General features: G+C 64.0%; 22 protein-coding genes. 7 read left to right on the top strand and 15 right to left on the bottom strand.

Translation table 11 applies throughout. The features are described 5' to 3' along the window. Positions 1 to 4 precede the first annotated feature (4 nt). The 12 genes from flgH to FJ977_RS12190 all read right to left on the bottom strand — a co-directional run bounded on the left by flgH (position 5) and on the right by FJ977_RS12190 (position 9,249). Positions 5 to 715 (bottom strand): flagellar basal body L-ring protein FlgH, encoded by a 711-nt coding sequence (flgH, locus tag FJ977_RS12245; protein WP_140771724.1) that lies wholly within the window; start codon positions 713 to 715, stop codon positions 5 to 7. Then, complete coding sequence (locus FJ977_RS12240; protein ID WP_140771722.1) at positions 712 to 1,296, bottom strand: MotE family protein; 585 nt, start codon at positions 1,294 to 1,296, stop codon at positions 712 to 714. The genes flgH and FJ977_RS12240 overlap by 4 nt, the downstream gene beginning before the upstream one ends. 3 nt (positions 1,297 to 1,299) lie before the next feature. Next, positions 1,300 to 2,388 (bottom strand): flagellar basal body P-ring protein FlgI, encoded by a 1,089-nt coding sequence (locus tag FJ977_RS12235; RefSeq protein WP_244735531.1) that lies wholly within the window; start codon positions 2,386 to 2,388, stop codon positions 1,300 to 1,302. 149 nt (positions 2,389 to 2,537) lie between these two features. Beyond that, positions 2,538 to 3,062 (bottom strand): flagellar basal body P-ring formation chaperone FlgA, encoded by a 525-nt coding sequence (gene flgA, locus FJ977_RS12230; protein WP_181179793.1) that lies wholly within the window; start codon positions 3,060 to 3,062, stop codon positions 2,538 to 2,540. 6 nt (positions 3,063 to 3,068) lie between these two features. Next, positions 3,069 to 3,857, bottom strand: coding sequence for a flagellar basal-body rod protein FlgG (flgG, locus tag FJ977_RS12225; RefSeq protein ID WP_140704515.1), 789 nt, complete (start codon positions 3,855 to 3,857; stop codon positions 3,069 to 3,071). A 10-nt stretch (positions 3,858 to 3,867) separates the two neighbouring features. Further along, positions 3,868 to 4,191 (bottom strand): flagellar hook-basal body complex protein FliE, encoded by a 324-nt coding sequence (locus FJ977_RS12220; RefSeq protein ID WP_172224748.1) that lies wholly within the window; start codon positions 4,189 to 4,191, stop codon positions 3,868 to 3,870. Beyond that, positions 4,188 to 4,604: a flagellar basal body rod protein FlgC gene (gene flgC, locus FJ977_RS12215; protein ID WP_140771716.1), complete on the bottom strand. Its 417-nt coding sequence runs from the start codon at positions 4,602 to 4,604 to the stop codon at positions 4,188 to 4,190. Before flgC ends, FJ977_RS12220 begins: the two co-directional genes overlap by 4 nt. Before the next feature lie 2 nt (positions 4,605 to 4,606). Beyond that, a complete protein-coding gene (flgB, locus tag FJ977_RS12210; RefSeq protein ID WP_140771714.1) occupies positions 4,607 to 4,987 on the bottom strand; it encodes a flagellar basal body rod protein FlgB in 381 nt (126 codons plus the stop codon). Between the two features lie 154 nt (positions 4,988 to 5,141). Next, positions 5,142 to 6,020, bottom strand: a complete 879-nt coding sequence (locus tag FJ977_RS12205; protein ID WP_140771713.1) for a hypothetical protein — start codon at positions 6,018 to 6,020, stop codon at positions 5,142 to 5,144. Then, positions 6,001 to 7,398 (bottom strand): flagellar protein export ATPase FliI, encoded by a 1,398-nt coding sequence (fliI, locus tag FJ977_RS12200; protein ID WP_140771711.1) that lies wholly within the window; start codon positions 7,396 to 7,398, stop codon positions 6,001 to 6,003. Before fliI ends, FJ977_RS12205 begins: the two co-directional genes overlap by 20 nt. A gap of 1 nt (position 7,399) precedes the next feature. Next, positions 7,400 to 8,125, bottom strand: a complete 726-nt coding sequence (flgF, locus tag FJ977_RS12195; RefSeq protein ID WP_056578233.1) for a flagellar basal-body rod protein FlgF — start codon at positions 8,123 to 8,125, stop codon at positions 7,400 to 7,402. 2 nt (positions 8,126 to 8,127) lie between these two features. Further along, positions 8,128 to 9,249, bottom strand: a complete 1,122-nt coding sequence (locus tag FJ977_RS12190; RefSeq protein ID WP_140771710.1) for a DUF1217 domain-containing protein — start codon at positions 9,247 to 9,249, stop codon at positions 8,128 to 8,130. Positions 9,250 to 9,410: 161 nt separating this feature from the next. Between FJ977_RS12190 and motA the strand changes: the two genes are divergently transcribed. The 6 genes from motA to FJ977_RS12160 all read left to right on the top strand — a co-directional run bounded on the left by motA (position 9,411) and on the right by FJ977_RS12160 (position 14,370). Beyond that, positions 9,411 to 10,286, top strand: coding sequence for a flagellar motor stator protein MotA (motA, locus tag FJ977_RS12185; protein WP_140771708.1), 876 nt, complete (start codon positions 9,411 to 9,413; stop codon positions 10,284 to 10,286). Between the two features lie 32 nt (positions 10,287 to 10,318). Continuing rightward, positions 10,319 to 11,266 (top strand): FliM/FliN family flagellar motor switch protein, encoded by a 948-nt coding sequence (locus FJ977_RS12180; RefSeq protein WP_140771706.1) that lies wholly within the window; start codon positions 10,319 to 10,321, stop codon positions 11,264 to 11,266. 17 nt (positions 11,267 to 11,283) lie between these two features. Continuing rightward, a complete protein-coding gene (gene fliN / locus FJ977_RS12175; protein ID WP_140771704.1) occupies positions 11,284 to 11,682 on the top strand; it encodes a flagellar motor switch protein FliN in 399 nt (132 codons plus the stop codon). Positions 11,683 to 11,728: 46 nt separating this feature from the next. Beyond that, positions 11,729 to 12,739: a flagellar motor switch protein FliG gene (locus FJ977_RS12170; RefSeq protein WP_140771702.1), complete on the top strand. Its 1,011-nt coding sequence runs from the start codon at positions 11,729 to 11,731 to the stop codon at positions 12,737 to 12,739. A gap of 117 nt (positions 12,740 to 12,856) precedes the next feature. Further along, the gene (gene flhB, locus FJ977_RS12165; RefSeq protein ID WP_140771700.1) at positions 12,857 to 13,939 is read left to right on the top strand and encodes a flagellar biosynthesis protein FlhB; all 1,083 of its coding nucleotides are present in this window, start codon (positions 12,857 to 12,859) and stop codon (positions 13,937 to 13,939) included. Then, a complete protein-coding gene (locus FJ977_RS12160; protein ID WP_140771698.1) occupies positions 13,936 to 14,370 on the top strand; it encodes a hypothetical protein in 435 nt (144 codons plus the stop codon). The genes flhB and FJ977_RS12160 overlap by 4 nt, the downstream gene beginning before the upstream one ends. A 184-nt stretch (positions 14,371 to 14,554) precedes the next feature. On the opposite strand, the gene FJ977_RS12155 is transcribed toward FJ977_RS12160, so the two are convergent. Together FJ977_RS12155 and FJ977_RS12150 are read right to left on the bottom strand one after the other, a co-directional pair. Next, positions 14,555 to 15,325 carry a helix-turn-helix transcriptional regulator gene (locus tag FJ977_RS12155; RefSeq protein ID WP_056578217.1) on the bottom strand — a complete coding sequence of 257 codons (771 nt, stop codon included), beginning with the start codon at positions 15,323 to 15,325 and terminating at the stop codon, positions 14,555 to 14,557. After that, positions 15,322 to 16,032: a helix-turn-helix transcriptional regulator gene (locus tag FJ977_RS12150; protein ID WP_140771696.1), complete on the bottom strand. Its 711-nt coding sequence runs from the start codon at positions 16,030 to 16,032 to the stop codon at positions 15,322 to 15,324. Before FJ977_RS12150 ends, FJ977_RS12155 begins: the two co-directional genes overlap by 4 nt. A gap of 509 nt (positions 16,033 to 16,541) precedes the next feature. Here FJ977_RS12150 and FJ977_RS12145 point away from each other — a divergent pair. Then, positions 16,542 to 17,735 carry a TMEM43 family protein gene (locus FJ977_RS12145; RefSeq protein ID WP_181179790.1) on the top strand — a complete coding sequence of 398 codons (1,194 nt, stop codon included), beginning with the start codon at positions 16,542 to 16,544 and terminating at the stop codon, positions 17,733 to 17,735. Positions 17,736 to 17,805: 70 nt separating this feature from the next. Here FJ977_RS12145 and FJ977_RS12140 read toward each other — a convergent pair whose 3' ends face one another. Continuing rightward, entirely contained in the window at positions 17,806 to 18,837 is a 1,032-nt protein-coding gene (locus FJ977_RS12140) for a histone deacetylase family protein (RefSeq protein WP_140771692.1), read from the bottom strand. Positions 18,838 to 18,856: the final 19 nt, after the last annotated feature.

Here is an 18,856-nt window from a genome sequence, read left to right as displayed (position 1 = left end):
ATTCCTAGAACGGAAGAACCTGGTCGAGAACCTGCTGACCGTAGGCCGGCTGCTGAACCTCGCTTATGCGGCCGCGTCCGCCGTAGGAGATGCGCGCCTCGGCGATACGCTCATAGGGGATCGTGTTCTCGGCGCCGATATCGGCCGGCCGCACGATGCCGGCGATGGTCAGCACCCTGAGTTCATAGTTGACGCGCACTTCCTGCGAGCCGCTGATCATCAGATTGCCGTTGGGCAGGACGTCCGTAACGACAGCCGCGACGTTGAGCTCGAGCGTTTCCGATCGCTTTATCTCGCCATCGGCGGTCGTGTCCGTTTGGGAGTTGAGCGCTCCGGAGCCCTTGCCGGCGGTGCTGCCGACCTTGTCCCATTGCGCGCTGATGTCGAAACCGAGCTTGCGGTTGGCGGTGCGGCTCCTGTCGTTCTGGTTCTTGAAGTTGGCGCGGTCGTTGATCTTGATCTTGACGGTCAGGATGTCGCCTTGGGACAGCGCCCGGGGATCGGTGAACAGCCGGCTCTGCCGATCGTCCCACAGTGAGAACTTCTTCACCGGCTGCCGCGGCGTCTCGGGATATTTGTACATGGATCCGGTGCTGCCGCCGTCGATGCCGGAGCCCACCGGCGACAGCGACGGTTCCTTGCCGACCTCCTTGAGGTTGGTTCCGCAGCCGGACAGTGCCGCGACCGCGCACAGGACGAACATTCTGCGGATCATGACGGATCTACCCTTCGGGCTGCGCTGGCCATGATGCCGGTGAGCGTCGCCGCCGCCTTCTGGTCCATTTCGTTGAGAATGACGCCGGCTTTGCGCGAATCGAGTTTCATCAGGATAGCCGCCGCCAGATCGGCGTTGACCATTGCCAGCCGTTCGGCCGCCGCATCGGGTTTCATGCCGGCATAGATCTTGACGACGCCGTCCTCGGCCCGGGCGAGGAATACCTCGCGCCGCTTCAACCAGGTCTCGTATTCGGCTTTCTTTGCGTCCAGCGCTTTCATGCGCTCGTCGATGCCGGCCTGGAGCTGCTTCAACTCCTCGGCCTGCAAGGCATAGCGGCGGTCGCGCGCGGCGTCGGCGATGTTGGAACAGAAGCGCTCGATCTCGCTCTGGTCGGGCGCTTTCTCCCGCGCCAATTGCTGCGGTGCCACCGCGGGCTGCGCTCCCGGCAGAACCTGGCGAACAGTATCCTCACCATGTGCTCCGCCGGAAACGGACATGGCCGCTAGAGCCGCGACCGCGAACAGGATTGCGCGAGGGCGGCGCCTTTCATGGGATGAGGGAGACGAGATCATCGGCATCGCCTATTGGAGAACCAGATCGGCTTGCAGGGCGCCGGCCGACTTGATGCCTTGCAGGATGGCAATGATGCCATCCGGCTTGACGCCGAGGCGGTTGAGGCCGGAAACGAGGGTTTGCAGGTCGGGGCCGTCAAGCACGGCGACGCGGGCGTTGGGCCGGCTGACGTCGATGGCGGTGAACGGCTCGACGGCGGTTTCGCCCTTGGAGAAGGGTTCGGGCTGCACGACGCGCGGCGCTTCGGTGATGCGCACCGTCAGCGTGCCATGGCTGATGGCGACGCGAGAGATCTTGACGTCGTTGCCGATTACGATGGTGCCGGTGCGCTCGTCGATGACGACGCGGGCCGGCGTGTCGGATTCGACCACCAGATTCTCGATCTCGGCATAGAAGCGGGCCGCCGAAACGCTCTTCGGTCGCCTGATCTGGACGGTGCGGGAATCGCGCTCGGCCGCCACGCGCATGCCGAAGCGCTGGCTGGTGTAGTCGTTGATCGCGTCGGCGATGCGGATGGCGGTTGAAAAATCGGGGTTGCGCAATTGCAGCGTCAGCGTCGACTGGTCGTCGAATTCGGCTTTCACCTCCCGCTCGACGATGGCGCCGTTCGGCACCCGGCCGGCGGTCGGCACGCCTTGGGTCACTTGCTCGGCCTGACCCTGGGCGGTGAAACCCGAAACGATCACCGCGCCCTGGCCGACGGCGTAGATCTCGCCATCCGCCGCTTTCAGCGGTGTCATGATCAGCGTGCCGCCGGTAAGCGAGGTGGCGTCGCCCATCGAAGAGACGTCGATGTCGATGCGGGCGCCCGACTGCACATAGGGCGGCATGTTGGCGGTGACGATGACTGCGGCGACGTTCTTGGCGCGCGCGCTGCCGCCTTCGGTGGCGATGCCGAGATTTTCGAGCATGGCGCGGATAGACTGCTCGGTGAACGGCGAATTGCGCAGGCTGTCGCCGGACCCGGCGAGCCCGATGACGAGGCCGTAGCCGACCAGCTGGTTGTCGCGCGAACTCTGCAGCTGGGCGATGTCCTTGATGCGCGAGGCGACCTGGCCGGGCGGCAGCGAGCTTGGCCCGGGCGAGACGCGGAACATGCGGGTGGTGGTCGCCGGATTATATTCCGGATCGTCGTAGACGCCGCCATTCTTGGCGGCGAGATCGCGCTTGGCCTTGGGTGTCAGGCCGTCGGCGAGCGCCGGCTGCAGGCCCAGCGCGGCCGCGAGCAGAAGGGCAAGCGGGCGCATCATGAAGCGCTGACCTGGATGGTTCCGTCGGCCATCACCGTGCCGGAGAGGATCTTGCCGCTGTCGCTGTTGCGAACCTTGATGAGGTCGCCGGCCGAACCAGGCTGCAACGTTACGGCGGTTGCGGTGATCGTCAGGCCGCCGGCGACAAATAAGACCTGCACCGCGGCACCCTGTTCGACCAGCCAGGCCTCGCGGATAGCGGCGGTCGGGATGTAGCGGCCGGGCAGTAGCGTGCGCTTGGCGATCTTGCCCTGAAGCTCCTCGGCGCGGGTCGCCATCGCTTCGGGCTTGTGCTTGCCCGGGATCAGCGTCACCTGCTTCAGGGCGGCAAGCTCGATCGTTTCGCCGGGATAGATGACCCGGTTGGGGATCAGTACGACCTCGCCGGCAGTCTGATTGCTGGCGATCTGCGTCGCCGATTGATTTGCCGATTCCTGGGCGAAAGCCGGCATGCCGCCGGCCACCAGCGCAAGGATCAGCGCGGTGCGGCGGAATGCGGAGCAGGAGATCGGCATGACCATCATCCGTTACCTGATGTTCTTGGAGACGACCGAGGCCATGTCGTCGGCGGCCTGGATCACCTTGGAATTCATCTCATAGGCGCGCTGCGCCGAGATCAGCTCGGTGATTTCCTTGACGGGGTCGACGTTGGAAGCCTCGAGATAGCCCTGCTGGATGGTGGCGAAGCCGGGGTCGCCAGGCACGCCGACATTGGCCGGGCCGGAGGCCGTCGTTTCCTGGAACAGATTGTCGCCGAGCGGTGCGAGGCCGGCCTCGTTGGCGAAGTTGACGATCTGGAGCTGGCCGAGATTCTGCAGGTCGGTCTGGCCGTCGATGCGGGCAAAGACCTGACCGGTCTTGTTGACGATGACCTCGACGGCGTCGACCGGCACGGTGATGGCCGGAATGACACTGGCGCCATCCACCGTCACCAGCTGGCCGGTGGCGTTGGTGTTGAAGGCCCCGGCGCGGGTGTAGAGCGTGCCGCCATCGGCGCCCTCGATCTGGAACCAGCCCCTGCCGGTCAGCGCCATGTCGAAACTGTTGCCGGTGCTGGTCAATTCGCCCTGTGTGTGCACGTTGCGCACGGCGGTCGTCTTGACGCCAAGGCCGATCGAGACGCCCTCCGGCACCAGCGAGGCGTTGGAGCGGTTGGGCACGCCCTGCGTGCGGTCGACCTGGTAGAGCAGGTCGGAGAATTCGGCGCGGGCACGCTTGTAGCCGGTGGTGTTGATGTTGGCGATGTTGTTGGCGATGACTTCCAGGTTCGTCTGCTGGGCATTCATGCCGGTGGCGGCGATGGCGAGTGCTTTCATGACCTACTCCTCAGATGCCCATGCGACTGACTTCGAGATAGGCCGAAACGACCTTGTCGCGGATGGCGACGGCGGTCTGAAGCGCCTGCTGGGCACTCATCACGGCATCGACGACCTGGCGGGTATCGGCATCGCCCTTGAGCGCCTGCAGCGACACCTGCTCGGCATTCTGCAGCGTGTTGACGGTCTTGGACGCCGCCTGGCTCACCGCTTCCGCGAAGGAGGTGCCAAGGTTGCCGGCCGTGGCCGGCGCGACACCGCCCTGAAGCAGGTCCGTCGCCGTGTCGCCCAGTCCGGGCTTCAGGTTAAGCGCACCGATGCCGTTCACGATCATTGGTTCCTCATCAGGTCGATGGTCATTGAAATGAGGTCGCGCGCCTGCTTCACGACTTGCAGGTTGGCCTCGTAGGAGCGGTTGGCCTCGGTCATGTCGGCCATTTCGATCAGCACGTTGACATTGGGCATCTTGACGTAGCCCTTCTCGTCGGCGGCCTCGTTGCCGGGCTGGAATTCGATGGGAAAATTGCTCGGATCGCGATCGATCGAGTTCACTTCAACCGTCGAGCTGCCGGACGCCCGGTCGAGTTCGGAGACGAAGCTGATGGTCTTGCGGCGATAGGGGTCGGCGCCGGGCGTGGTGCCGGTCGACTGGGCATTGGCGAGGTTTTCCGAAACCACGCGCAGGCGCTCGGACTGGGCGCCGAGGCCGGATGCTGCGACTTTCAGGGCTGCGGTCAGCGCGTCCATGATCAGCTCTTCACCGCCATCATCATCATCGAGTGGAAGGCCTTGACGATCGCCGTGTTGAGTTCGAAGGAGCGGCGTACTTCGCCGGCCTTGAGAAGCTGGTCTTCAAGCACGACGGTGTTCTTGGACGGCATGACCACGCCGTCATCTTCCTGCGGCTTGATGGTGAAGCCGGCATTGGTCGCCGCGCTGCCGAGATGGCCTGTCTCGGTGGTCTGCAGCGACACCGCCGTACGGTCGAGCACCTTCTCGAAGGGTTCGACATCGTTTGCCGTGTAGCCCGGCGTGTTGGCGTTGGCGATGTTGCCGGCGATCGCCGACTGGCGCACGGAAAGCCACTGCGCTTGCTTGGCGGCGAGATCGAAAAGGGAAACAGGCTCCATGGGAATCTCCGGGCATGTGCCCAAAGACTAGGCCGCCAGTCTTGCGCGGACCTTGCGGACAGCGGCTAGTGCATGACGCCGAAAAGCGTGAGCCGGTTTTCGGTCGACATCATGCCCTCTCCTTGATCCAGGGCAGGGCACAACCGCGACGGCCTTACCGGGAAAGCGGGATCACCTGGTTGGTGCTGGTCAGCATGACCCATTTGCCGTTGCGTTGCTCGATCGACGAGACCGTGCTCGAGTCCGGCAGTGTCGAGCCGCGCTGGACCATCCACAGGCCGGTATCGTCCTCGATCATGGCGCGGCCGTTGGCGACATGAACCATGCGGAATTTCGCGACATCGGCGGGGAAGGGCTGGTCGCCGGGCGGCTCTGCCGGGGTGGTGCCATCCGGCACCGTTCCGGTGGCGAACAGATCGATGCTTGTGTTGGGAACATCCCTGGTCGTCAGCGGCGCGCTGCGCTCGGCGACCACGCCGCCGCCCTCGCGTCCCGAATTGGTGCCGGTGCCGCCAAACTTGATCGCCTGAACGCCGAATTGGTCCTGGTTGAAGAAGATATACCAGGGAAACAGGGCGCAGATCAGGCCGAGCGTGACGCCGAGCGCGGCGATGACGAAGTCGCTTCGCCGGTCTGCCTTCCTGGCCAATTTCGGAAATTGCGGCTTTGGCGGTTGCGGCCATTCGGTGACGGGAAACAGGCCGTCGATCAACGATTCGCGGCTTGCCTGCGTCGCCTCGGCAGCCTCGACGCGGGGAACCACATGCATGGCGGGCACGGCAGTCTGAGCAAGAACAGGCTGGGATCTGGGGAGATCCGGCTCTGATCTGGGTACAGCCGGCTTGGCTCTGGGCAGAGCGGGTTTGGCGGCCCTGGCCAGCACAGCCGCGGTCTTGGCGGCTATGGCGCTGGCGGCCTTTGCCTTGGCGCTTCTCTCTTCCTCGGCCCGCGCTTCCTCGGCTGCCTTCGCCTCGGCAAGCATCTCGCTCAGGATGCGCTCGGTATACTGGCGTTCAGTCTCCTGGTTCGGCATTCAGCTTTCCCTTGAGATGGCGGGCAAGATCGGAGAACGGATCGGCCGAAGGGCGGTCCCTGGGCGATTGCGTCAGCGCCTCGTAGATCAGCGGCACCTGGCGCACGGCGATGTCGAGCTCGGCGTCGGCGCCGCCCTGATACGCGCCGAGCAGGCGAATGTCGCGCGTGTCCTCGAAGCGGGCGATCATCGATTTCAGCCGCGTCACCAACGCGCGCTGTTCGACGCTCCAGGCCTTGCCGGCCAGGCGCGATATGGACGACAGCGGATTGACCGGCGGATAGCGGCCCTGTTCGGCGATCGTGCGGTCGAGCACGACATGGCCGTCGAGGATGCCGCGCACGGAATCGGCGACCGGATCGTTGTGGTCATCGCCGTCGACCAGCACGGAAATGATGGCGGTGATCGAGCCCTTGCCTTCCGCGCCAGGCCCGGCGCGCTCGAGCAGCTTGGGCAGTTCGGTGAAAACCGATGCGGGATAGCCGCGCGCGACCGGGGGCTCGCCGGTGCCTGTCGCCACCTCGCGCAAGGCATGGGCAAAGCGGGTGATCGAATCCAACACCAGGAGCACGCGATGGCCTTGGTCGCGAAAGTGCTCGGCGACCCGCATGGCTGTGTCGGGCGCGCGCCGGCGCATCATGGCGCTCTCGTCACTGGTGGCGACGACGGCCACGGTCTTGGCCATGCTGTCGCCGATCGTGTCCTCGAGGAATTCGCGGACTTCGCGGCCGCGTTCGCCGACCAGCGCGACGACGACGGTGTCGAACGCGTCTGCGCCGGCGAGCATGGCGAGCAGTGTCGACTTGCCGACGCCCGAGCCCGCGAAGACACCCATGCGCTGGCCAAAACAGAGCGGCGTGAAGATGTCGATGACCTTGACGCCGGTCATGAAGGCGGTGCCGACGCGTTGCCGTGCCATGGCACCGGGCGTGGTGCCGCCCGACATGTCGTCGCCCCTGATCAGCGGCGGGCCACCATCGATCGCCCTGGTGAGCGCGTCGATGGCACGTCCGCGCCATGAGGCGTGCGGCGCCACCGCGAGCGGACCCCTGCGGAACACGGCATCGCCGATACCGGCGTCGGCGCTGCGTTCGAAGGGAGCGATGACAACCTCGTCGCGGCTGATCTTGACGATCTCGCCACGGCGCGTGCCGGCCTGGCCGCGCTGCTCGACGATGTCGCCCAGCCTGGCGAAATCGGAAAGGCCGCGCACCTTGTAATGCGTGGGCGTGACTTCGGTGACCAGACCGCCACGCTTGACCAGCCCATCGGCGCTGCTGAAGCGCCGCCATACCCGCTCCAACGCGGCAAGCCGATCTTCCGGCGCCGGATGGAGCTGAATTTCGGGTGCGCGGATGGAGGGCTGGCCGATCGGCATGCTACGACTTCGAGCCGAGCGTCTTGATCGCCTCGTCGGTGGAGGAATCCGTCTGCCGCATCAGGGCGGCGGTGTTCTCGAAGGCACGCTGGACCATGATCAGGCGGGTCATCTCCATCACCGGATTGACGTTGGATTCCTCGACGAACCCCTGGGCGATGCCGACATCGGAGCGATCGGTGACCGGATCTGGAGTGCGCGAAGGCACGATGCCTGAATTGCCGTAGCGCACGAAATTCTCGCCCGGGTCGAAATTGTAGAGGCCGATCGAGCCGACAAGCTGGTCATTCTGGCGCAGCGAGCCGTCGGCGCCGGCCTTGGGCGGGCCGTTGCGGGGGTCGAGCTGGATCGGCGCGCCGCCGGCGTCGAGCACCGGATGGCCTTCGATCGACATCAGCTCGCCATTCTCGTTCATCGAGAAGCGGCCGTCGCGGGTCATGACGGTGCCGGCCGGCGTGTCGATGGCGAACCAGGCGTCGCCCTGGATGGCGAAATCGAATGGATTGCCGGTCTCGGTCAGGGATCCGTGGGCGCCCGAAAGATAGGTCTTGCCGGACGAGGCGAAGGATACCGATTTCTGCCCGGTGCCCGACACAACGTCCTCGAATTTCACGCCGGTGGCGCGGAAGCCCACGGTGTTGGCGTTGGCGACATTGTCGGCGATCGTGTCGAGCCGGCGCTCGAGCGCCATCTGCGCGGAAAGGGCGACGTAGAGACTGTCTTGCATGGTCAGAACTTCAACTTCTGCATGGCCATCATCAGGTCGGTGGAGATGCCCGACGTGACTGGCTTGGCAAAGAGCACGCTGATGGACGACACCGCGGTCGAGGTCGGGTTGTTGATCTCGTACATGCTGGTGAAGCGCGTCAGGAACTTGCTGAGCTTCGCGGGATCGGTGAAATCAGTGAGGTCGAGCTTCTGCTCGAACAACTGCGCCTGCTTGTCGATGTCGGCGGTGGCGAAGGAATCGGGCAGGCCCAGCGCGGTTCGAACGACGCTGGCGAGCGCCGTGTCGGCCAGCACGTCGTACCAGCTGGTGATGTCGGGCGCCTTGCGCTGGAAATAGAGCGCCAGCCGCACGCCCTCATTGGTCTTGCCGGCATCCTCCTCCAGCGTCTGGCGCATGTATTTGTCGACGGTCGGCTGTTGCGCCGCATTGATGGTGGTGGCGTTCTCGCCGTACTGCTCGAAATTGAAGGCCGAGGCCAGTGCCGCGTAGGCCGGATCCGTCTGCTTGTTGGCGACGCTGTCGGGGTCGCGCACGCCACCCTGCAGGACCTGTTTGATGAGGTCCTTGTCCTCGGTCGCCGAATCGAGACCGAACGCCGCCAGTGCATAGGTGTAGAGCCGGTCGTTCGACATCAGGTCGTCGATGGACTTCACCTTGGTGATGTTGGCGAGATAATACGTCGTCTCGCCCTTCACATAGTCTGAATTCGGATCGACGCCGGCGATCTGAGCCTGCGTGGCGTAGTTCTTTGTCACCAGCTGCTGCGCCTTGTTGTAGATGGTGGCGTCGGCGCCGTTGGCGGCGAAATTGAAGGCGCTGACGAACTGGGCATAGCGCTTGTCGGTCAGCTTGTTGGCGAAACTGTTGGGGTCGGTGACACCTTCCTTGAGCGCCTTGACCATGAAGGCCTTGGCGTAGTCCATGTTCTCCAGCCCGTAGGCCTTCATGGCATATTTGAACAGCCGGTCATTGTTGACGAAATCGTCGATCGATTTCACCTTGGTGATGTTGGCGAGATAATATTTGGTGTCGCGATCAACCGTCGGCTGTTGCTCGATGCGGTCGATAGACTTGTTGATGTCCTTGGTGATCAACTGGTAGCTGGTAAAGGTATTGAGCAAGAACGTGCCTCCGGCCGAAGCTATGCCGGCACAATAGCCGCACTTCCTTGCGCGAAACTGAATCGCCCTGACATTCGGTTCCACGGCAGCTCGGATTCAAGCCTCACACAAGGCACGGGGACTATCCCTTGCACCTGGTGTGAAATGCGGAAGGACCTGCCGTGGGCATTCTGATCGGACTTGTGGTGACGCTCGGCTGCGTCCTTGGCGGCTTCATGGCCATGGGCGGGCATCTGCACGTGCTGGTCCAGCCCTGGGAAGCCGTGGTCATCTGCGGCGCTGCGTTGGGCACCTTCCTGGTCGCCAATCCGATGAAGACAGTCAAGGATACCGGCAAGGGCATTCTGGAAGCCTTCAAGCAGGCGGTGCCGAAGGAACAGGATTATCTGGAAACGCTCGGCGTGCTGCACAGCCTGATGCGCGAACTGCGCTCGAAGTCGCGCAGCGAGGTCGAGGCGCATATCGACAATCCGGAAGAATCAGCCATCTTCCAGGCCTTTCCGACGGTGCTCAAGAATCACGATCTGATGGCCTTCATCTGCGACTACTGCCGCATCATCATCATCGGCAATGCCCGCTCGCACGAGATCGAGGCGCTGATGGATGAAGAAATCCAGACCATCAAGAGCGACAAGATGAAGGCCTATCACGCGCTGGTCGCGGTCGGCGACGGCCTGCCGGCGCTGGGCATCGTCGCCGCGGTGCTGGGCGTGGTCAAGGCGATGGGCGCGCTCGACCAGTCGCCGGAAATCCTCGGCGGCCTGATCGGCGCCGCGCTGGTCGGCACCTTCCTCGGCATCTTCCTGTCCTATGCCGTGGTCGGGCCCGTGGCCACCAAGATCAAGACGGTGCGCGAGAAGAAGAACCGCCTCTACATCATCGTCAAGCAGACGCTGCTCGCCTACATGAACGGCGCGCTGCCGCAGGTGGCGATCGAGTTCGGCCGCAAGACCATCTCATCCTATGAACGGCCGACGATCGATGCCGTCGAGCAGAGCACGATGAACACCGCTTCCGCCGAGAAGAAGGCCGCCTGAGCGATGCGCGACAGCTTGGTACCAGCACTGTCATGACCAGTCCGGGCAGCCCCTCGGAGGTCCGCTCGCTGATCATCGAGCGCCTGGTCGGCGACAGCGGCGAGGCGGGCCAGGTCATCGGCACCGGCCGCGGCATGGCCGAGCGCGCCGCGCCGCTGCTGCAGAAGAGCCTGACCAGTGAGCTTGGCGTCCCGGTCACCATCGATCTCAGGGCCGTCGAGGTGAGCCGCGTCTCGGAGGCACGATCGCGCGCTGGCGATACCTTCGCCATGACTGTCGTCGCGTCGTCCATGTCCTCCGATGCCATGACCCTGGTGATCGATGCACCGGCGATCGCGATCGCGGTCTGCACGCTGTTCGGCGGCGACCCGGAGATGCCGGCATCGCCGATAGAGCGCGATCTGTCGCAGATCGAGATCGATGTCTCGACCATGGTGTTCCAGCAGGTCGCGCAAGCCCTCAACGGATCGGGACGGCGCTCGCTCGACCTGCGCCTTCCCGTGCCGCGGGCGGCATCGGGCACCGAGGCGAAGCGGCACGTGCTGCGCGACGGCGCGGCGGTCCGCATCGTCTTTGGTATCTCGACACCGGTGGACAGCGGCACCGTCACGGTGACGATGCCGCAGCGTGTCGTTCTGGCCAGCCGCGATAGCGCTGCCGCCGGCGGCGAGGACGACCAGAGCGCGAGCTGGCGCCAGCGCTTTTCGGAAGAGGTGATGCGCTCCACCGTGGAGCTCGAGGCCACCATGCCGCTGGCCCGCCTGACACTCGGCGACCTCGCCGATTTCGAAATCGGCCAGGTCATCGAATTCGAGGAAACGGCGCAGTCGCGGGCACGCCTCGGCGCGCGCGGCAAGACGTTGTTCGTGTGCGAGTTCGGCAAGCTGGGGCAAAATTACACCGTCCGGATCAAGCATCCCTACGATGCCGGTCAGGACTTTATCGATGGGCTGATGCCGGCTTCCGCCGGGCGTGCCTGAGCATTTGGAGACGACGCATGGCCAAGACCAAGGTGGAAGCCGCCCTCGATCAACCAGACGACCAGCCCGACGAGCAGCTCGACCGTGCCATTGAGGAGTTGCGCGGCGTCCTGCATGAAGAAGAGCAACGTCCGGACGCGGCGTTCAGGGCCGCTTCATCGGCCAATTCGAACGTGATCATGAACATCCCGGTCGATGTCCAGATCATCCTCGGCAGCACCGAGATGCCGGTCTCCGACCTGATGGCGCTGCAGAAGGGCTCGACGGTGGCGCTCAACCGCCGCATCGGCGAGCCAGTCGACGTCGTGGTCAATGGCCGCAAGATCGCGCGCGGCGAGATCACGGTGCTCGAAAGCGATCCGTCGCGCTTCGGCATCAGGCTGACTGAAATCATCGCCGGCACGAAGGGCGCCTAGACATGGCTGGTGGGGCTTGCCGGTTGCAGCGGAGGCGAGAGGCAGCATGACACCGCTGACGACCTTGACGCGCGCGCAGAAGGCCGCCGCCATATTGGTGGCGATGGGCAAGCCATCCGCCAGCCGCCTGTTGAAATTCTTCAAGCAGGAAGAGTTGAAGGCGCTGATCGAGGGCGCTCGGCTATTGAGAACCATTCCGCAAAGCGATCTCGAGCGCATCGTCGCAGAATTCGAGGCCGAATTCACCGAGGGTGCCGGCCTGCTCGATTCCGCCGACAGGATGGACACCATCCTCAACGAATCCCTGTCGCCCGAAGAGATGAACGCGATCATGGGCAACAAGAAACCGGAGGCGGCGCCGGAAGGGCCACCGCCGATCTGGCCGGATCTTGAAAAGCTCGAACCCTCGCGGCTCGGCTCCTTCCTCGCCGGCGAACATCCGCAGACGGCGGCCATGGTGTTGTCGAAGCTGGCGCCGCAAGCGGCGGCGAGCGTGCTTTTGACACTGACGAAGCCGATGCGCGGCGAAATCATCAAGCGCATGGTGACGATGGCCAACGTTCCGGACGCCGCCGCCAGGATCGTCGAGAACCGGCTGCGCGCCAGCGTGCTGGCGGAAACCTCGACCAAGGACACGTCGGCGGGACAAGCGCGCGTCGCCAGCGTGCTCAACGAGCTGGACAAGCCGCTGCTCGAGGAGGTCATGCAGGATCTGGAGGAGGCCGGCACGCCCGATCTCGACGGTGTGCGGGCAAGGCTTTTCGCTTTCGACGACCTGCCATTGCTCACGCAGAAGGCGCGCGTGTTGCTGTTCGACGGACTGTCGACCGAGCTCGTCACGCTGGCGCTGCGCGGCACCTCGGCGGCACTCGCCGAAGCGGTCCTGTCGGCCATCGGCGCACGGTCGCGACGCATGATCGAGGCCGAACTCGGACAGGGTTCGGAGGGGGTACCCCTCGCCGATGTCATGGCGGCGCGCAAGACGATCGTGTCGACGACGATCCGGCTGTCGCGCGAAGGCGCATTCGAGCTTCCGTCGACGCAGAACGCCGCCTAGAGCCGGATGACTTCAGGTCGAATCGCCCTGAAGTCTGAATCTGCCTCTAAATCAAAGGATTAGAGCATGATATCATCCGAAAGCCGCTCCACACTTTTCGGCACCATGCTCTAAATTATGTCCGACGCGACCGACAAGGACTCGAAAACCGAAGAGGCGACGGAGAAGAAGATCCGCGACACCATCGAACAGGGCAAGCTGCCCCATTCGAGGGAAACCGCGATCCTGGCCTCCTTCGTCGCCATACTGGTGTTCACCGTCTTCTATGCCAAGGACGCGGTCATCAATCTCGGCATGTTCCTGTCGATGTTCCTCGAGAAGCCCGAAGCCTGGCCGATGGACACCGAGACCGATGTCATCGAGCTCTACAAGATTGTCATGCTGGAAGTGGGCCGCGCCATCGTCAGCCTGCTGGTGCTTCTGACCGTCGCCGGTATCGGCGCCTCGGTGCTCCAGAACATGCCGCAATTCGTCGGCGAGCGAATCAGGCCGCAGCTTTCGCGCATTTCGATCACCAAGGGCTGGAGCCGGATGTTCGGTGCCCAGGGCTGGGTCGAGTTCCTGAAATCCCTGGCAAAGGTCGGTTTCGCCATCGCCGTGCTCACCTTCACGCTGTCGGAGGATCACCGCAAGCTGCTCGCCGGGATGATCACCAATCCAGTCGCCTTCGGTCTCGTCATCCGCGGCATCGCGGTCGACATACTGGTGGCGATCGTCTTCGTCATGGGGCTGATCGCGGCAATCGACATCGTTTGGTCGCGCTTCCACTGGAGGCAGGACCTGCGCATGAGCAAGCAGGAGGTCAAGGACGAGTTCAAGCAGTCCGAGGGCGATCCGATCGTCAAGTCCCGGCTGCGCTCGCTGGCACGCGACCGCGCGCGCAAGCGAATGATGACGGCGGTGCCGCGCGCGACGCTGATCATCGCCAACCCGACCCACTTCTCGATCGCCCTGAAATATGTGCGCGACGAGGATGCGGCGCCGCTCGTGGTTGCCAAGGGGCAGGATCTGGTGGCGCTGAAAATCCGCGAGATCGCGAAGGAGCACAACATTCCGATCTTCGAGGACGTGGCGCTCGCCCGCTCCATGTACAAGCAAGTTTCGGTCGATAATGTGATCCCGTCGCAATTCTACCAGGCCGTCGCCGAACTGGTGCGGATCGTCTACTCGAAAAAGGCTGAGCGCAGACAGATTTCATGAATCGCCAACCGCACGCAAAATCCCGCGAGATCATCGTCGCCAACGCCATCGAGCAGGTGGTTGGCGAATTGCGGCTGATCGATGTCGCCGACTATATCGCCTTCATCCGGCTGGAGCATTTCGCGTGCCTGTCGGACCTGGTCGATTCAGCGGTGGAGTTGTTCTTCATGCCCGGCACGCTCAGGCTCGGCCACGGCGGCGAGGCGCATGTCGACTGGAGCGGCAGCCCGCGCATCGTGCTCGATCTGGAGTTGCGGCCACCCGGAGTGACCGTCTATTTCCAGCTGACGCTGAGCGAGGCCGGTAACTCGGTCGTGGTCAATTACGTGTCGTTCGAAAAGCCTGGCGAGGATCCCGAGCACAATACGGCGCTGCTGGAAGCGGTGATCGAAGAGGCCCGTATCCGCAAGGTGGAGCCCATGGCTTTCTGAGGTCTGTCGCGGGTCCGGCGAGACCGGTCTGCAAAAGGGCTCCCCGTGTTTCGGGTGCTCACATACCCAAGCCTACGCTCCGCTCCGGCTCTCGTTATCCACCGGTTTGGTCGCTTCGCGCCCGTCTTCGATCGCGGCTCGGCCGGGTCTCAATCTCAACAGACGTTGAGCGCCTCATCGTTCATTATTCGATCAGGCCGAGCCGCAGCGCCTTGGCGACCGCCTGGTTGCGGTTGACGGCGTTGAGCTTCTGGGTCGACTGGGTCAGATACTGATTGGCTGTGTGCACCGACAGCTTCAGGAGCCGCGCGATCTCCTCGCTGGTGTTGCCGTTGGCGGTCAGCTTCAGGCACTCCAACTCGCGCTTGGAGATGGCACGCATCCTGCCGGTGTCACCCGGACGGATGCGGGCGACCGCGGCGAACAGGGAAAAGCAGCGGGCGTGGATTTCGTAGAGTGCATCCTGCGGCAGCGCGATCTCCGACCCCAGGAAGACGACAAGGCCGCACTGACCGCGATCGGCATGGACAGGAAAGGCGATGCCGCTGGTGCCGGGCGCCAGCGGCGCCATCTGCTCGGTCCAGGCGAGATTGCCGAACGTCTCGGTCATCGCGGCGACGCCGTCATCCGTCCACCAGCGTGGCTCCGTCGAGTTGTGGGTGTGGCGCACGATCTCCTCGCCATTGGCGCCCGAGATGAACTTCGTCGCCACGGCGATGCCGGGATAGTCGGAATCGAAACACGGGACCAGCCGCGCGCGTTCCGGCGACGGGCTGACGAAGAACAGGCCGAAGGCCGAGGCGTTGATGTCGACCGCGATCCACCGGCAGCGGCGCACGGCGTCGGGAATGGTGACCGCGTGATGTGTTTCGGAGCCGAGCGAGAAGGCGCCGAAGGGGCTGCGCTGATCGTTGAAGATCGCCTCCGCGGCGTCCTTGATGTCGGCCTGTTTCAAATGATGCCACTCCTGATCGCCGTGGCGATGGCCATCGCACGGTTGCTGGCAGCGAATTTCTGGATGGCGTGGGTGATGTAGCTGTTGACGGTGTTGGAGGAGACGCCAAGGATGACCGCCACTTCATCGGTGGTCTTGCCTTCCGAAACCCAGAACAGGCATTCGCGCTCACGATCCGAGAGCGGATCCTGCATGGCCGCGGCGGCGATCAGCTGCGGAATGTGCGAGAGCGCGTAGCAGCATTTCAATTGCGCCTTCATCAGTGCCGGTTGGTCGATCTGGCCTGATGTCGCCGCCGAGAACAGAGCAAACAGGCGCTGGCGGCCGACATTCAGCCTGAGCGAATAGATCTCGGCATGGCCGAGCACGTCGAGGAGACGGGCCTCTTCGCCGGAGACCAGCCCGTCGACGTCGGGCGCCTGTGCCGCCACCAGCGGTCTGGGCCGGATGCCGGGCGCGACGGTAAGCGCGCCCTGGGCAAGGCCGGCGATCAGCCGCTTGCCGATCAGTTCGATGGCGTCGAAGATCCAGTTGGAGGAGACGATGCGCGCGTCGTTGCGGTCCTGGTCATGGACGATGGCCACCAGCATGTAGCTGTCGGCGCCGATCTCGGCGGTCAGCTCCATGAAGAAGCTGGTCAGATCACCGCGCGACGCCAGGCGCGAGCCCAATGTGTCGGATTGAAGAGGCGCGGCGGGACTGCTCATTTGTTGCTTTTGGCCGGAATCGTTTCTGATGCCCGGATGCTGGAGAGCCAGCCGCCGAACCCGAAAACGCGTTACTTTTACGAGACACACACACGAGGCGCGGGGCCGCGCCCAACCAGACGGAATCCATTCAGGGAACGCGAAGCCGTCCGCGTCTGGCGCCGGAAGATTCCGGAACGTGAGACTTTGGGTGGTCGCCGCGCCCCCCGAGGACCGGCTGATTCGGGTCTAATCTACCCGTAGATGAATCTGACATCAAACGCGATTTGACAAAATCGAATCCGATGGACTCAGGCGCGACTCAGGGGGCCATTTTCGCGGCCTTCGACGGCGTGAAAATACCGGGACTGCGCAAGCCGGCCATATCGGCGATCGGCAGGTTGCGATAGATTCGCGAGCGCCGAAGGGGTGGGCACCTCCGGCAATCGAGTTCGTGAGCTGCAGGACGGATACGGTTGTCCGCAGCCGTGGCACGCGGGCTCCTGGCTTCTTTTGTTTCGGGGGAAACGATGAGCGATTCATTTCGGGAAGTCACATCCGTCTCGTGGTTCGGGCGGATCAAGCGGGCGGTTGGCGGGGTCATCTTCGGTCTGCTGCTGATCGTGCTGATGGTGATCGGGCTGTTCTGGAACGAGGGCCGCGCGGTGCAGACTGCGCGTTCGCTGGCCGAAGGGGCAGGCGCCGTGGTCTCGATCAACGCCGACAGCGTCGATGCCGGCAATGACGGAAAGCTGGTGCATGTCAGCGGGCCGGTGACCGCGGATAGCGGCCTGTCCGATCCGGATTTCGGGATCGCAGCGCAAGGGCTGCGTCTGTCGCGCAACGTCGAGATGTACCAGTGGAAGGAAGAGTCCAAATCCGAGACCACCAAGAAGCTTGGCGGCGGCGAGGAGACGGAGACCACCTACAGCTATTCGAAGGTCTGGGACGACAGCCAGATCGACTCGTCGGATTTCAAGAAGCCGGACGGCCATCAGAATCCGCCAATGGCGATCCACAGCCGTGCCTTCCAGATACCACAAGGCAAGCTCGTCGCCTTCGATCTGGACACGCCAGTGCTGGATCGCATCGACGGCGATAAGGCCTATTCGCTGTCGGCCAGTCAGTCGGCGGCGATCAAGGCCGCCTATACCGGGACGAAGCCGCTCAGCATCGTTGATGGCAAGATCTATCTCGGCAGCGACAACACAACGCCCGCGCTGGGCGACTACCGGATCGGCTACGAACTGGCGCCGCTCGGCGTCGTCAGCATCGTGGCGCGCCAGGCCGGCAGCCGGTTCGAACCATACCAGACGCAAGCCGGCGATGCGCTGCTGATGGTCGACACCGGCCAGGTGCCGGCCGACAAGATGTTCGCCGAGGCGGTGAGCGCCAACACGCTGATCACCTGGCTGCTGCGCGCCGCCGGCCTGCTGTTGCTGACGATCGGTTTCGCGCTCTTTCTCAGCCCGATCGGCGTGATCCTCGACGTCATCCCGTTCCTCGGCAGCATGGCGCGTATGGGAACCGGCATCATCGCCTTCTTCCTGGCGATCCTGGTCGGCACGACGACGATCGCGATTGCCTGGTTCTGGTATCGGCCGGTTCTGGCCGCGGGCATATTGGCGGCCGGTATCATCGCGGCGGCGGCGGTCTATTATCTCGGCCGTTCACGCAAGGCTGCCGCACCCATGGGGACACCGAGCGCCGGCGCCGCGACGTAGCTGGCGAAAAGAAAAGGGCTGATATGCCGCCCTTTTCTTGCCTGTTGTTATCCGCCCCGGGTTTGCAGGCTTACCGATCCTCGAAACCGGTCAACACGCCGACGGCATTGATGCCGATCTCCTCGACGGCGTAGCCGCCTTCCTGGACGAACAGCGTCGGCAGGCCGAGCTTGGCGATGCGGCGGCCGATCTTGGGATAGTCCGCGCTCTTCAGCTTGAACTGGCTGATCGGGTCCTTCTCGAAGGTGTCGACGCCAAGCGAGACGACGACGATGTCGGGCGCGTAGGCAGCGAGCCTGGCGCAGGCATCCTCCAGCGAGGCGTTCCATGCGTCCCAGCCGGTGCCGAAAGGCATGGGGTAGTTGATGTTGAAACCTTCGCCCGCGCCCGCGCCGCGTTCGTCCGCATGGCCGAGGAAGAACGGATATTCGACCATCGGGTCGCCATGCAGGTTGAGGACCTGCACGTCGGCGCGGTCGTAGAAGATTTCCTGCGTGCCGTTGCCATGGTGGTAGTCGACGTCGAGGATGGAGACGCGGGCCGCGCCCTGGTCGAGAAACCATTGCGCTGCGACGGCGGCGTTGTTGATGTAGCAATAGCCGCCCATGAAGCCGGCGCCGGCATGGTGGCCGGGTGGGCGGCAGAGCGCGAAGGCAGACCTTTCGCCGCCCTTGACCAGGCCGGCCGCGGTCAGCGCCACGTCGTAGGAGGACTTGATCGCTGCCCATGTGCCTTCGACGAAGGTGGCGCCGCCGTCGAAGGAATAATAGCCGAGCAGGGCGTCGATGCGCTTTGGCGGCACGTCGCCGCGCAGGCCACGCGTCGGCCAGGTGAACGGCATCGCCGAACCCTGGAAACCGGATTCCACCCATTGCGGCCAGACCGTCGGCAGGAAGTCGATATAGTCAGCCCTGTGGACGCGCTTGGCGGCGGCAAGGTCGTGCTCGAGCGGCAGGACGATTGGACCGAGCTTCTCGCTTTCAACCCGCGCCTTTATGAATTCGGCACGCGAGGGTTTTTCGAAACCCGGCACGATGGCCGATGTGACCAGTTCCATCTGGCCGGCATGGCCAGCATGAAGCGGTGAATAGACAGTCTTCATGAAATTCCTCTCGAAATGC

The organism is Mesorhizobium sp. B2-1-3A (assembly GCF_006442655.1).
Lineage (GTDB): Bacteria > Pseudomonadota > Alphaproteobacteria > Rhizobiales > Rhizobiaceae > Mesorhizobium.
The sequence above is the reverse complement of the archived record's forward strand: the minus strand, read 5'-3'. Positions and strand labels throughout refer to the sequence as shown.